Origin of the sequence: Nocardia nepalensis (assembly GCF_048910785.1) — a bacterium.
Taxonomy (GTDB): domain Bacteria; phylum Actinomycetota; class Actinomycetes; order Mycobacteriales; family Mycobacteriaceae; genus Nocardia; species Nocardia nepalensis.
Genome location: NZ_JBKBET010000005.1, coordinates 236,439 through 248,803, shown reverse-complemented (window position 1 = coordinate 248,803; position 12,365 = coordinate 236,439). Strand labels below are relative to the sequence as shown.

Here is a 12,365-nt window from a genome sequence, read left to right as displayed (position 1 = left end):
GACCTCAGCTGGGTGATTCCTGTGAATGGGTCCCGGTCACCGCCGCGGCGACCGGGACTCCGGGTACACATCGTCATCGGTGAGCAGGGCGCTGCCGGCGACCTGGCCCTGGGCCAACGCCTCCAGGAACGCCCGCGCCCAGCGGTCCACATCGTGGGCGAGCACCTGGCGGCGCAGCGAGCGCATCCGGCGGCGGCGGGTGTCGCGGTCGTCCTCCAGCGCGGAGACCACGGCGTCCTCGACGCTATTGAGGTCGTGCGGGTTGCACAGGTAGGCCTGGCGCAATTCCGCTGCGGCGCCGGTGAATTCGCTCAGCACCAGGGCGCCGTTGAGGCCGCTGTGGCAGGCCACGTACTCCTTGGCGACCAGATTCATGCCGTCGCGCAGCGGGGTGACCAGCATGACGTCGGCGGCCACGAAGAAGGCGATGAGCTCGTCACGGGGGATCGGGCGGTGCAGATAGTGCACGACCGGATAGCCAACCCTGGCGAATTCACCGTTGATGCGCCCGACCTGACGCTCGATATCGCCGCGCATCTGGATATAGCTCTCCACCCGTTCACGGCTCGGGGTGGCCAGCTGCACCATGACGGTCTCGGCCGGGTCCAGCCTGCCCTCCAGCAGCAGTTCCTCCAGCGCGGCGAGGCGGATATCGATGCCCTTGGTGTAGTCCAGGCGGTCGACGCCGAGCAGGATATTCTTCGGATTGCCCAGTTCCGCACGGATTTTCGCGGCCCGCTCGCGCACCGAGCGGCGGCGCGAATGCTCGTCGAGTTCGGCCGAGGCGATGGAAATCGGGAATGCGCCGACCCGGACCGTGCGGAAGCCGACCTGCACTACGCCGAGTTTGGAGCGCACACCCACGGTGCCGCGCGAGGTGGGCTGTCCGGCCAGTCTGCGGGCCAAGAAGAGGAAGTTCTGCGCACCGCCGGGCAGGTGGAAGCCGATCAGATCGGCGCCGAGCAGGCCCTCGATGATCTCGGTCCGCCATGGCATCTGCATGAACAGCTCGACCGGCGGGAACGGAATGTGCAGGAAGAACCCGATGGTGAGATCGGGCCGCAGCATCCGCAGCATCTTCGGCACCAGCTGCAGCTGATAGTCCTGCACCCAGACGGTGGCGCCCTCGGCGGCGACCTTCGCGGTGGCCTCGGCGAAGCGCCGGTTCACCGTGACGTAGGCGGCCCACCAGGCGCGGTCGTAGACCGGGCGCACGATCACATCGTGGTAGAGCGGCCAGAGCGTGCCGTTGGAGAAGCCCTCGTAGTAGTCGGCGACCTCCGCCGCGGACAGCGGCACCGGATGCAGCTCCAGGCCGTCCTCGATGATCGGGTCGATATCGACATCCGGAACGCCGGCCCAGCCGACCCAGGACCCCTTGTTATTGCGGAGCACCGGCTCCAGCGCGGTGACCAGACCGCCCGGACTGCGCTTCCACCGGGTGGAGCCGTCGGGCAGTTTCTCGAGATCGACCGGGAGCCGGTTGGCGACGACGACGAAGCCGGAGCCCGCCCCGTTCTCTTCGGCCGTGGCGGGTTCGGATGGTGGCTGTGGAATGGCGTGTTCGGAGTCGTCGGACGGCTGGTCGGTCATCTGGTCCACTCACGCATCCTTTGCGCGTCGCTGTTCCCGCTTGAAGTTATCGGATACTCGACGGCTTCGTTGACGTCGTGTCGGTGGCTACTCGCCCCGTGAATTGGGCCCGATGCCGAGCATCGACAGCAGCATCCGGCATTCGTCGGCATCCTCCGCGTAGGCCGCGACAACTCGCTGCGCCTGACGGGCGGTCTCGTCGGCGAGTGGTTCCAGATCGTCGTCCGCGATGTCGTTCGCGCTGCTCTTCGCGGCCATCTCTTGTCCTCCCGGCTCAGTACGCTCGTACGTGCGAATAGTCAATGGTATCTGGAGCCGGTGGGAGTGCGCCGCACCCGGATACCGGTGACCTCCGACACGTTCTCCGTCCTAGGCGCCGTATGTGCGTTGGAGACCCGGCCCTATACCGTGGAAACTCAGCACCTACTCCACGAAAGGGTCGATATGCCGCTGGCCACGGTGAACGGAATTTCGCTCAACTACCAAGTCAAGGGCGACCGGGCCAGAGGCACGGACGTGAAAGGTGCGGGGCCGCTCGTCGTCATGATCATGGGCACGGGCAGCCCGGGGCGCGTGTGGGAGTTGCATCAGGTCCCGGCGCTGGTCAAGGCCGGGTTTCGGGTCTGCACCTTCGACAACCGCGGCATCAAGCCCTCGTTCGAGGCGGCCGGTGGCATGACCCTCGATCAGTTGGTCGCCGATACCGCCGGACTCATCGAACTGCTCGACGAGGGCCCCGCGCTGGTGGTCGGCACCTCGATGGGCGCACGGGTGGCCCAGGAACTCGCGCTGGCGCGTCCGGAGCTGGTGCGCAAGGCGGTATTCATGGCCGCGCACGGCCGCCTCGACCAGTTCCAGAAGACGCTCTCGCTCGGCGAGCACGAACTCGACGCCAGCGGGGTCCAGTTGCCCGCGAAGTACGAGGCCGCGGTGACCGCGGTGATGAATATGTCGCCCGCGACCATGGCCGACCCGAATGCCGCCCGCGACTGGCTGGACCTGTTCGAATTCACCGGCGGTCCGGTGACGCCGGGCATCCGCGCCCAGCGCCGGATGGACCACGATTTCGACCGGGTGCACGCCTATCGTGGCATCCGAGTGCCGTGCCTGGCCATCGGATTCGCCGATGACCGAATGATTCCGCCCTATTTGTCCAGGGAGGTTGCCGAGGCCATTCCCGGTGCGCGCTACCTGGAAGTTCCTGATGCGGGGCACTATGGCTATCTCGAGCGTCCGGAAGCGGTGAACAAGATCCTGCTCGATTTTTTCGCGGCCTGAGGTAACCGCCTACGCGTAACGTCTGCCTTGCTAGGGTCGACACAACGCTCGGGGAGCTTCCGGCGCTCGAACAGCGCTGGATGAGCCAAGGGCAATCCCGTACACGCGCCAGTATCCAGTGAGGTGAAATTGAGCACCAATCCCTTCGATGACGAAGACGGCCGCTTCTTCGTTCTGGTCAACGATGAGGAACAGCATTCGCTGTGGCCCGCCTTTGCGGAGGTTCCGGCCGGATGGCGAGTCGTTTTCGGTGAGGACAGCCGCGCCGCGTGCGTCGAGTACGTCGAGAAGAACTGGACCGATATGCGTCCGAAGAGCCTGCGTGACGCGATGGCCGCCGATGACGCGGCCCGTCAGGGCGCCCAGTCCTGACCCCCGGTTTTCGATACTGCGCCGGGGCTCACTGCTGAACCGTCACTGCGTGGCACCGTAAGCCGGTGTCACGCAGCTGGCGTGTCCGGTTATGATTGGCACCGCTTCCGCCTCCTTAGCTCAGTGGTAGAGCACCGCTCTTGTAAAGCGAAGGTCGTCAGTTCAATCCTGACAGGGGGCTCGAGTCGAGCGCGTCGGTTACGGCGCGCTCGTTCACGGCTAAGCACTGAAAAGGGTGGTCAGCGCGCATGATTGCGCACCGACCACCCTTTATCTGTTTCAGTCCGGGGCGTTGGCGTTCAGTCCGGGACGTTCGCGCCGTAGCCCAGGTCGCGCAGGGCGGCCTTGATCTTGGTTTGGGCTTCGTCCAGGGATTCGGGGGTGGGGTGGTGGTTGGCGCCCGAGATATCGAAGTTGCCCATGGTGAAGGCCGGGAAGACGTGGACGTGGAGGTGGGGGACTTCCAGTCCGGCGATGAGGAGGCCGGCGCGAGGGGCGTCCCAGGCGTGGCGGACCGCTCGGCCGATCTTCTGGGCTACTGCGTTGAGCCGCGCGAAGGTGTCCGCGTCGACGTCCTGCCACTGGTCGATCTCCTTGCGGGGGACCACCAGCGTGTGCCCTTGCGTCACGGGGGCGATGGTGAGGAAGGCGACGAATTCGTCGTCCTCCCAGACGAATCGGCCCGGCAGCTGGCCCTCGATGATCGCGCTGAAAACAGAAGCCATGCACCGCAGGCTACGCCGAGGGTTCCCGATCGGTGGTTCGGGCGTGCCGCCGCGGCGAAACCGGAGCAGATGGGACCGGATGCCGCGCGGTGGACCGCCGAGAAGTTCCTCGAGCTGCTGGTGACGTGGGTCCGGCAGCGCAGGCCTGCGGTCAGGCGACGTAGTGGGACAGGATGCTCTGCACCTCGTAGATGTCGACCTGGCGGTTGAACCGCTTCTGGACCGGCTCATGGGAACCGGAGATCCAGATGCAGAGTTCGGCGTCGAGGTCGAAGGTGCCAGCGGTTTCCACCGAGAAGTGGGTGATCGCTCGGTAGGGGATGCTGTGGTAGCTCACCTTCTTGCCGGTTACACCCTGCTTGTCGACCAGGATGAGACGGCGGTTGGTGAACAGAATCGCATCGCGGACAAGCAGATACGCGGCGTAGACCTGTTCACCGTTGCCCATCAGTTTCGCGTATTCCCCTTGCGCCCTGCCGGGATCGATCCGCCCGGCATTTCCCATCAGTCCGTCGATCAGACCCATAGTCAGCACGTCCTTTGCGCGGTTTAGGTCGGCTGTTGCATCCCCCTCCCAACAATCATCCACGCCGCTCGCCGCATCGGGGTGAGCTGTAAGGAAATTCGACGGCGAGTCGGCGCGAGTCGATGTACAGGTGATGAACCGCGAGTAGCGGGTCGTCGGACTCCTGGTCAGCCACTATTGGCGACAACCTAAGCTGTTGCCCGTGCGCGTACTCGTTATCGGTTCCGGAGCCCGTGAACATGCCCTCGTCCTGGCCCTGCGCCGGGACCCCGCGGTGACCGCGCTATTCGCGGCGCCGGGCAATGCCGGGATCGCGCAGCACGCGCAGGTCAAGGCGGTCGATCCGTGCTCCGCCGAGGCGGTTGTCGCCCTGGCCACCGAACTGGACGCGGATCTGGTGGTGATCGGGCCCGAGGTGCCGCTGGTGCTCGGCGTCGCCGATGCGGTCCGCGCCGCGGGCATCGCCTGTTTCGGTCCGTCGGCCGCGGCCGCGCGCATCGAGGGTTCCAAGGCCTTCGCCAAGGACGTCATGACGGCCGCGGGGGTCCGCACCGCGCACAGCGAGATCGTGGACAACCCGGCCGAACTCGACGCCGCACTCGATCGATTCGGCCCCACCTGGGTGGTCAAGGACGACGGACTCGCCGCGGGCAAGGGTGTGGTGGTCACGGCCGACCGCCTTGCGGCCCGCGATCACGGTGCCGAACTGCTCGAACAGGGCCATCCGGTGCTGTTGGAATCCTTCCTGGACGGCCCGGAGGTTTCGCTGTTCTGCCTGGTCGACGGTGAAACTGTGGTGCCGCTGCTGCCCGCGCAGGATCACAAGCGCGTCGGCGACGGCGACACCGGGCCGAATACCGGCGGGATGGGCGCGTACACGCCGCTGCCGTGGTTGCCGGAGCAGACGGTTACCGCGATCGTCGAGGATGTCGTCAAGCCCGTCGCCGCCGAGCTGGTGCGGCGCGGCAGCGGCTTTTCCGGACTGCTCTACGCGGGTCTGGCGATCGGCGCGGCCGGTCCCGCCGTCGTCGAATTCAATTGCCGCTTCGGTGATCCGGAGACCCAGGCCGTGCTCGCGCTGCTGGACAGCCCGCTCGGCGAATTGCTGAACGCCACCGCCACCGGCACTCTGGCCGAGGTCGCACCGCCGCGCTGGCGAGACGGCGCGGCCGTCACCGTCGTGATCGCCGCCGAGAACTATCCGGGTCGTCCCCGCGTCGGCGATGTGATCACCGGAGCCGGCGAGGGCACTGCCGAGGACTCGTCCGCGGTGCTGCACGCTGGTACGGCACTGCGCGAGGACGGTGCCCTGGTTTCGGCGGGCGGGCGCGTGCTGAGCATCGTCGGCGTCGGCGCGGATCTGGCCGAGGCCCGCGCGCACGCCTACGACCGGATTGCCTCGATCAAGTTGCCCGGCAGCCACTTCCGCACCGACATCGGCCTCGCGGCGGTCGAGGATCGTATTTCTGTTTAGCGATCCCCCACAGAGCGATCGCGGCCGCGAACACGCAGCGCCGTGGGCGCTGCCAATATTTCAGCCGAAGGTGAGCCCGTGCGCCGCCAACCATTGCTGCGGGTCGACGTGCTGGCCGTTGATGATCACCTCGAAATGCAGGTGCGGACCCGTGGAATCGCCGCGGTTGCCCATGCGGGCGATCTGCATACCCGCGGGCACGCGCTCGCCGACGGATACGAAGAAATCGTACATATGGCCGTAGACGGTGATGCTGCCGTCGTCGTGCCGGATGCGCACCCAGAGTCCGAAGCCCTGCGCGGGGCCCGCGTCGATGACGGTGCCACTGGCGACGGCGTAGATCGGGGTGCCGATCGGGCCCGCGATATCGATGCCGTTGTGGAAGGTGCCCCAGCGCGAGCCGAAGCCGGAGGTGAAGGTGCCGCGCGTCGGCAGCACCATGCCGGTGAGACCGGGAAGTACCGAACCAGCGGTGACGACCGGCGCGCTGCCCGCCATCCACGGCTGATACTCCCCGGAGACCGCCGCGGCGGCCTCGGCCTTTGCGCGTTCCAAGGTCGCGCGGGCGGCCGCCGCGACCACCTCCTGCTCGCGAATGCGCTCGCCATTGGCGATGGCGTTCAGGTAGCGCTTCACCGACGGTGGCGTGGACTGCACCTGCTGCGGATAGGCGAAAACGACGCGTTGTGCCTCGTCCGGGCCGGGTGTGCGATCGGTGCTGCCCCAGGTGAACGATGAGTCGGCCGCGGCGAGGATGGCGGTGGCGGTGACCCCGGCGATCAGGATCCGATGCTTACGCAGTAGCGCGCGATAATCGGGCTGAGGTCGTCCCTCCCACAGTGCGCGCAGATCGGGCGGCGGTTGCCGGCGCAGCCAGAAAAGTCCGTCCTTGCATTCACCGAGCACCGACCGCGCCCGCCCCGGCAGCGCGCGCAGCTCGGCATCACGTCGTTTCCGCAGCTCGGCACGCCAATCGGGCGGAATGACACCGATGCCACCCACCCCAGCTACTCGGTCCAGCCGCGCGCGGCGAGCCTTGTCAAGCATTAACGCCGACCATAACCCGCGCCACGTGCTGGGCACATGCCGAACCACGCGGCCTGTCGCATTTCGGTGCTTGTCGAGTACGACAAAGCCGAGTATCGGCGAGATGGCGAGGTACGGGACGGTCTACCGTACGTCGGGTGTCCAGAGAATCTCGCCGGTCGACCATTCCACCTTTTTACGTGATGGATGTCTGGAAAGCTGCCGCGGAACGGGCCAGGACGCACGGTGACGTGCTGGTGCTGGCGGCCGGGCAGCCGTCCACACCGGCGCCCGCCCCGGTGCTACGCGCGACGAAGGCGGCGATCGAATCCGAATTGCTCGGTTACACAGAGACTTTCGGCATTCTGCCGCTGCGCGAGGCGATCGCCGAACACCATCGCGATACCTACGGATATGCGGTCGACCCCGACGACGTGGTGGTGACGACCGGATCCTCCGGTGCGTTCACCCTCATCTTCCTGGCCGCGTTCGACGCCGGGGATACCGTTGTCGTGGCCCGGCCCGGATATCCGGCCTACCGGAACACCTTGGCCGCACTCGGCTGCCGCGTCATCGAACTCGATTGCGGCGCCGAAACCCGATTCCAGCCGACCGTGGCAATGCTGGAGGCGCTGCCGGAACCGCCCGCGGGCCTGATCGTGGCCAGCCCGGCCAACCCGACCGGCACCATGATCGACCCGGATGAGCTCGCCGCGCTGGCCCGCTGGTGCGATGCGCACGACACCCTGCTGATCTCCGACGAGATCTATCACGGCATCACCTACCAGGGCGTCAGTGTCGGTCGGACGTCATCGGCCTGGGAGACCTCGCGCGAATCGGTGGTTATCGGTTCGGTCTCCAAATACTTTTCGATGACCGGCTGGCGGCTCGGCTGGATGCTGGCGCCGAGCGGATTGCGGCCCGCGCTGCAACGGCTCGCGTCCAATATGACCGTATGTCCGCCCGCGGTCTCGCAATACGCGGCGCTGCATGCGTTCGGCGCCGAGGCCAAGGAAGAACTCGACGGTCACGTGCGGCGCTATGCGGTGAATCGGCAACTGCTGCTCGATGGCCTGCCGAGACTCGGCATCACCGACCTGGCCCCGGCCGACGGCGCCTTCTACGCCTACGCCGATATCGGCCATCTCACCGACGACTCCAGGAAGTGGTGCGCCGACGTACTGGACCACACCGGAGTCGCATTGGCGCCCGGCGTCGACTTCGACACCGCGGCCGGACACCGCACCGTGCGCTTCTCCTTCGCCGGGGCCACCGCGGACATCGAGGCGGCACTCGTTCGGCTCGGTCACTATCTGCGTGGTTGATCACGCTGTCCGCCAACGAGTTTGCACAGTTCGTCACCCAGCGGGTGCGGATACGGTAAAACATTCACTCTCTGCTTTTCCTCTCTGATTTCGCACGGATGAACTGATGATGACTGGCACGATGGCACGGTGATAACCGCGACGACCCCGAAAGGCGAACGGCGTCGCCAGGCTCTGGTAGCGGCCGCCGCAGAGTTGCTACTCGAAGGCGGATTCGATGCGGTCCGGCATCGCTCGGTCGCGACGCGCGCTGACCTTCCGCTGGCGTCGACCACGTACTACTTCGAATCGCTCGATGATCTGATAGCGCGGGCGGTCGAGTTCAGCGGCAATGCGGAATTGGACGCGATGCGCCGCCGGGTCGGCGAGGTGAGTCACCGTCGACGCGGCGCCGAGGCGACCGTCGATCTGGTGCTGGACCTGCTGGTGGGTGCGGACGGGCACGACGAGGGCGCGCGCGGGCAGCTGATCGCCCGCTACGAGCGCTCGGTGGCCTCGGCGCGGCATCCGGAACTGCGGGAAGTGCAGCTACGACTGAGGGCGCAGCTCGACGAATTGCTCGCCGACGTGCTGCGCCGCTCCGATCGGGCGGTCCGGCCGGAGCAGTTGCGCCGGATGGTCGCGGTGGTCGACGGGGCCGTGGTGGCGGCGCTGAGCGAAATGGACCCGGAGCCAAGGCGAATGGCGCGCGGTGCGTTGCTCGAGGTCATCGATATCGTCGCGCCCGCGACGCCGCAGCAAGTCGATAGGTTCCGGACACTAGACTGACTGGACGTGACCCTCGTTCCGAACGTCCTTGCCACCCGATACGCCAGCCCCGAGTTGGTGCATCTCTGGTCGCCCGAGAACAAGATCGTGCTCGAGCGACGGCTGTGGCTGGAGGTGTTGCGGGCGCAGTCCGAACTCGGCATCGACCTGCCCGCGGGCGTCATCGACGATTACGAGCGGGTCATCGACCAGGTGGACCTCGCCTCGATCGCCGAGCGTGAGCGGGTCACCCGCCACGACGTGAAGGCGCGCATCGAGGAATTCAACGCGCTCGCCGGGCACGAACATGTGCACAAGGGCATGACCAGCCGCGACCTCACCGAGAACGTGGAGCAACTGCAGATCCGGCTCTCGCTCGAGCATGTGCACGCGCACGGTGTCGCGGTCGCGGCGCGGTTGGCGGAGCGGGCCGCCGAATATCAGACGCTGGTGATGGCGGGCCGTTCGCACAATGTCGCCGCCCAGGCCACCACGCTCGGCAAGCGGTTCGCCTCCGCGGCCGACGAACTGCTGATCGCGCTGACCCGGTTGCGCGAGCTCATCGACCGCTATCCGCTGCGCGGCATCAAGGGCCCGATGGGTACCGCGCAGGACATGCTCGATCTGCTCGGCGGTGATCCGGCCAAGCTGGCGACGCTGGAGCAGCAGGTCGCGCGGCATCTCGGTTTCGCGAATGTGCTGACCAGTGTCGGCCAGGTGTATCCGCGCTCGCTGGACCACGACGTGCTGTCGGCGCTGGTGCAGGTCGGCGCGGGCCCGTCGTCGTTCGCGCACACCATCCGGCTGATGGCGGGCCACGAGCTGGTCACCGAGGGCTTCCAGCCCGGCCAGGTCGGCAGCTCGGCCATGCCGCACAAGATGAACACCCGCTCCTGCGAGCGCGTCAACGGCCTGCAGGTGGTGCTGCGCGGTTACGCATCGATGGCCGCCGAACTCGCTGGCGCGCAATGGAATGAGGGCGACGTCTTCTGCTCGGTGGTGCGCCGCGTCGCACTCCCGGACGCCTTCTTCGCCATCGACGGCATGATGGAAACCTTCCTCACCGTCCTCGCCGAATTCGGCGCCTACCCCGCCGTCGTCACCCGCGAACTCGATCGCTACCTCCCCTTCCTCGCCACCACCCGCATGCTGATCGCCGCAGTGCGCGCGGGCGTCGGCCGCGAAACCGCCCATGAGGTCATCAAGGAACACGCGGTCGCCGTCGCCCTCGCCATGCGCGAACAGGGCCGCGAACCCGACCTTTTGGACCGCTTGGCCGCCGACTCGCGTTTCCCCCTGGACCGCGCCGAATTGGACGCGGCCCTGGTCGACAAGTCGGCCTTCATCGGCGCCGCCGAGGCCCAAGTCTCGGATGTCGTCGCCGCCGTCCAGAAGCTCGTCGCCCAGTACCCCGATGCCGCCCGCTACACCCCATCCCCGATCCTGTAGCGCCCGGCACCGGAGTTGGTCGCAGATCGGGGACCCGCGATAGTGGTTGCCGTGAATCCGTACACGATCTTTGCCGACATTGTTGCTGGGCGGGCGGAGGCCAGCAGGGTGTTCGAGGACGATGATGTGGTGGCGTTTATGGATATTCGGCCGATGACGCCGGGGCATTTGCTGGTGGTGCCGAAGGTGGCGGCGCGCAGTCTCGCGGAGTTGGATCCGGCGGTCGGGGGGAAGTTGTTCCAGGTGGGACAGAAATTGGCGGGTGCGCTGCGGGCCAGCGAGGTGGGGTGCGATGGAGTCAACTTCTTCTTGGCCGATGGGGTGACCGCCGGTCAAGAGGTATTCCATGTGCACCTGCACGTCATTCCGCGGACGCCGGGTGACGGGTTCGGGCTGCGTGGGCGGCCGACCAGTCCGCGCCGCGCCGACCTGGACTATCTGGCGAGTTCGATCCGTGGCGCGCTCGATCGCTGAGCCCTCGCCTGCGCGCCCTGAACATACGAGTCCGAATCGACTACAGCCCCACCGGAACCCACTCCTGGTATCGAGCAGCGCCAGAGTCGAGGGCAGCAGCGCGCCCCTGATGCCCTGGACCGCCCTGGCGACGATGATCATCGCCGGACCGTCGGCCAGCCCACCGGCCAGCGATGAGACCGCGTAGACGGTCAATGCGAGGACGAATGGTCTCCCTGCGCCGCGGCGATCTGGACGCTCGCTATCCGGGACCGCTCGATGCCGTTCTCACGGGCGCACCCGGTGACGAGGCTCGGCCGGATGAGGTCTCGGCTCGTTCAGGCCCGCAGCACGCGGACGATGGCGACTACCACGGCGATCGCGGCCACGAAGGCCGCGCCGAGAATGACAATGCCGGCGGGCAGGCCGAACAGTTTGACGTCCTCGGTTCGGTAGACGGTCTGGTAGACCTCCGCGTCGGTGGCGTCGGCCGCCAAGGTGAAGTCGGAGCGGATATCCGCGGGGCGATCGATCGAAACCCGCAGTTCGGTCAGGTAGTTGCGGCCATTCGTCATCAGCGGTGCCAGCTCGCGATCCGCCGTCGTCACCCGTCCCGCGAAGTCGACGTTCATGGTCTGGGTGTCGGCATCGGGGTCGGTGCGCCGCAGGCGGTGCTCCGCGAGCGCGTAAAGATGCACGTACTGTGCCTGTTTCGCGGCGCTCGACATGCGCATCGGATAGACAAATCGATCCGAATCGAAGCTCAGGCGCACCGGATCTATTGCACCGTCGAGCGGTCGGGCACTGGTGAGGCGCATCGCGACGAACGACCAACCCTCGCGTAGATACGGCTCGAGGGTGTCGGTCGCCTCGGGACGCATCTCATAGCCGTTGTCGCTCAGCCACTTTCGAATACCAACCAAGTCACCGCCGGACAGGGTGGTCGCCTCCAGCGGACCGAGCTGGACACGGTCGAGAACGGTGGGGCCGGCGCCGGGAGCGCTCGTCGCGCCCTCGCTGGCGCTGTTCCCGGACATCGGGGGGAACCATCGGCGCTGGGTGACGATCCGGGGCGCGGTCAGATTCCGCAACTCGGTGAAGGTCGCCACGTCGCCGCCCGCGACGGTGGCCGGTTTCGGCGTCGGCACGATCAGCGCCGCCCGGTCGGTGCCGGATTGCAGGGAAAGCCGCATCAGCACCGTCTCCCGCCGCCCATCCCAGCCGACCAGCGCCGTCTCCTCGCGCACCGAGGCCGGGTGGCCGGGTGGATTGGCCACCCCGCCGCAGGCGCACGCGGAAGCCGGTGCGAACGCACCGATTCCGGCCGTGGCGAATAGCATCCCCGCACCGGCCAACAGACGAACCGCGATTGTGGCACGCATGGCCGCGAGCCTACT

Annotated in this window: 13 protein-coding genes and 1 tRNA gene; 8 read left to right on the top strand and 6 right to left on the bottom strand. The window is 67.1% G+C overall.

The window, feature by feature from the left end; all coding sequences use genetic code 11:
* Positions 1-36: 36 nt before the first annotated feature.
* Entirely contained in the window at positions 37-1,593 is a 1,557-nt protein-coding gene (locus tag ACHQ4I_RS05475; RefSeq protein ID WP_420770823.1) for an alpha,alpha-trehalose-phosphate synthase (UDP-forming), read from the bottom strand.
* 87 nt (positions 1,594-1,680) lie between these two features.
* A complete protein-coding gene (locus ACHQ4I_RS05470; protein WP_169338030.1) occupies positions 1,681-1,851 on the bottom strand; it encodes a hypothetical protein in 171 nt (56 codons plus the stop codon).
* 186 nt (positions 1,852-2,037) lie between these two features.
* Here ACHQ4I_RS05470 and ACHQ4I_RS05465 point away from each other — a divergent pair, with 186 nt between their 5' ends.
* The 3 genes from ACHQ4I_RS05465 (at position 2,038) to ACHQ4I_RS05455 (ending at position 3,424) form a co-directional block, all read left to right on the top strand.
* Positions 2,038-2,871, top strand: a complete 834-nt coding sequence (locus ACHQ4I_RS05465) for an alpha/beta fold hydrolase (protein WP_420770822.1) — start codon at positions 2,038-2,040, stop codon at positions 2,869-2,871.
* Positions 2,872-3,000: 129 nt separating this feature from the next.
* Positions 3,001-3,243 carry an MbtH family protein gene (locus tag ACHQ4I_RS05460; RefSeq protein WP_011207082.1) on the top strand — a complete coding sequence of 81 codons (243 nt, stop codon included), beginning with the start codon at positions 3,001-3,003 and terminating at the stop codon, positions 3,241-3,243.
* A gap of 109 nt (positions 3,244-3,352) precedes the next feature.
* A tRNA-Thr gene (locus ACHQ4I_RS05455) sits at positions 3,353-3,424 on the top strand.
* A gap of 118 nt (positions 3,425-3,542) precedes the next feature.
* On the opposite strand, the gene ACHQ4I_RS05450 is transcribed toward ACHQ4I_RS05455, so the two are convergent.
* A complete protein-coding gene (locus tag ACHQ4I_RS05450; protein ID WP_420770557.1) occupies positions 3,543-3,968 on the bottom strand; it encodes an HIT family protein in 426 nt (141 codons plus the stop codon).
* A 151-nt stretch (positions 3,969-4,119) separates the two neighbouring features.
* Positions 4,120-4,494: a PH domain-containing protein gene (locus ACHQ4I_RS05445; protein WP_420770556.1), complete on the bottom strand. Its 375-nt coding sequence runs from the start codon at positions 4,492-4,494 to the stop codon at positions 4,120-4,122.
* A 202-nt stretch (positions 4,495-4,696) separates the two neighbouring features.
* Between ACHQ4I_RS05445 and purD the strand changes: the two genes are divergently transcribed.
* Positions 4,697-5,968: a phosphoribosylamine--glycine ligase gene (purD, locus tag ACHQ4I_RS05440; protein WP_420770555.1), complete on the top strand. Its 1,272-nt coding sequence runs from the start codon at positions 4,697-4,699 to the stop codon at positions 5,966-5,968.
* Between the two features lie 60 nt (positions 5,969-6,028).
* Here the strand turns inward: purD and ACHQ4I_RS05435 are convergent, their stop codons facing one another.
* Positions 6,029-7,015 (bottom strand): M23 family metallopeptidase, encoded by a 987-nt coding sequence (locus ACHQ4I_RS05435; RefSeq protein WP_420770554.1) that lies wholly within the window; start codon positions 7,013-7,015, stop codon positions 6,029-6,031.
* Positions 7,016-7,152: 137 nt separating this feature from the next.
* On the opposite strand from ACHQ4I_RS05435, the gene ACHQ4I_RS05430 reads away from it, so the two are divergent.
* The 4 genes from ACHQ4I_RS05430 (at position 7,153) to ACHQ4I_RS05415 (ending at position 10,989) form a co-directional block, all read left to right on the top strand.
* A complete protein-coding gene (locus tag ACHQ4I_RS05430; protein ID WP_420770553.1) occupies positions 7,153-8,319 on the top strand; it encodes a pyridoxal phosphate-dependent aminotransferase in 1,167 nt (388 codons plus the stop codon).
* 129 nt (positions 8,320-8,448) lie between these two features.
* Positions 8,449-9,087, top strand: coding sequence for a TetR/AcrR family transcriptional regulator (locus ACHQ4I_RS05425; RefSeq protein ID WP_420770552.1), 639 nt, complete (start codon positions 8,449-8,451; stop codon positions 9,085-9,087).
* A 6-nt stretch (positions 9,088-9,093) separates the two neighbouring features.
* On the top strand, positions 9,094-10,515 hold the full coding sequence (purB, locus tag ACHQ4I_RS05420) for an adenylosuccinate lyase (protein ID WP_420770551.1): 1,422 nt from the start codon (positions 9,094-9,096) through the stop codon (positions 10,513-10,515).
* Positions 10,516-10,566: 51 nt separating this feature from the next.
* On the top strand, positions 10,567-10,989 hold the full coding sequence (locus ACHQ4I_RS05415) for an HIT family protein (protein WP_420770550.1): 423 nt from the start codon (positions 10,567-10,569) through the stop codon (positions 10,987-10,989).
* A 317-nt stretch (positions 10,990-11,306) separates the two neighbouring features.
* Here ACHQ4I_RS05415 and ACHQ4I_RS05410 read toward each other — a convergent pair whose 3' ends face one another.
* Positions 11,307-12,350, bottom strand: coding sequence for a DUF2330 domain-containing protein (locus ACHQ4I_RS05410; protein ID WP_420770549.1), 1,044 nt, complete (start codon positions 12,348-12,350; stop codon positions 11,307-11,309).
* Between the last annotated feature and the right edge of the window lie 15 nt (positions 12,351-12,365).

Coding starts and splice junctions, on each gene's coding strand:
- ACHQ4I_RS05475 (WP_420770823.1), bottom strand. CDS start 1,593: ATGACCGACCAGCCGTCCGACGACTCCGAACACGCCATTCCACAGCCA.
- ACHQ4I_RS05470 (WP_169338030.1), bottom strand. CDS start 1,851: ATGGCCGCGAAGAGCAGCGCGAACGACATCGCGGACGACGATCTGGAA.
- ACHQ4I_RS05465 (WP_420770822.1), top strand. CDS start 2,038: ATGCCGCTGGCCACGGTGAACGGAATTTCGCTCAACTACCAAGTCAAG.
- ACHQ4I_RS05450 (WP_420770557.1), bottom strand. CDS start 3,968: ATGGCTTCTGTTTTCAGCGCGATCATCGAGGGCCAGCTGCCGGGCCGA.
- ACHQ4I_RS05445 (WP_420770556.1), bottom strand. CDS start 4,494: ATGGGTCTGATCGACGGACTGATGGGAAATGCCGGGCGGATCGATCCC.
- ACHQ4I_RS05435 (WP_420770554.1), bottom strand. CDS start 7,015: ATGCTTGACAAGGCTCGCCGCGCGCGGCTGGACCGAGTAGCTGGGGTG.
- ACHQ4I_RS05410 (WP_420770549.1), bottom strand. CDS start 12,350: ATGCGTGCCACAATCGCGGTTCGTCTGTTGGCCGGTGCGGGGATGCTA.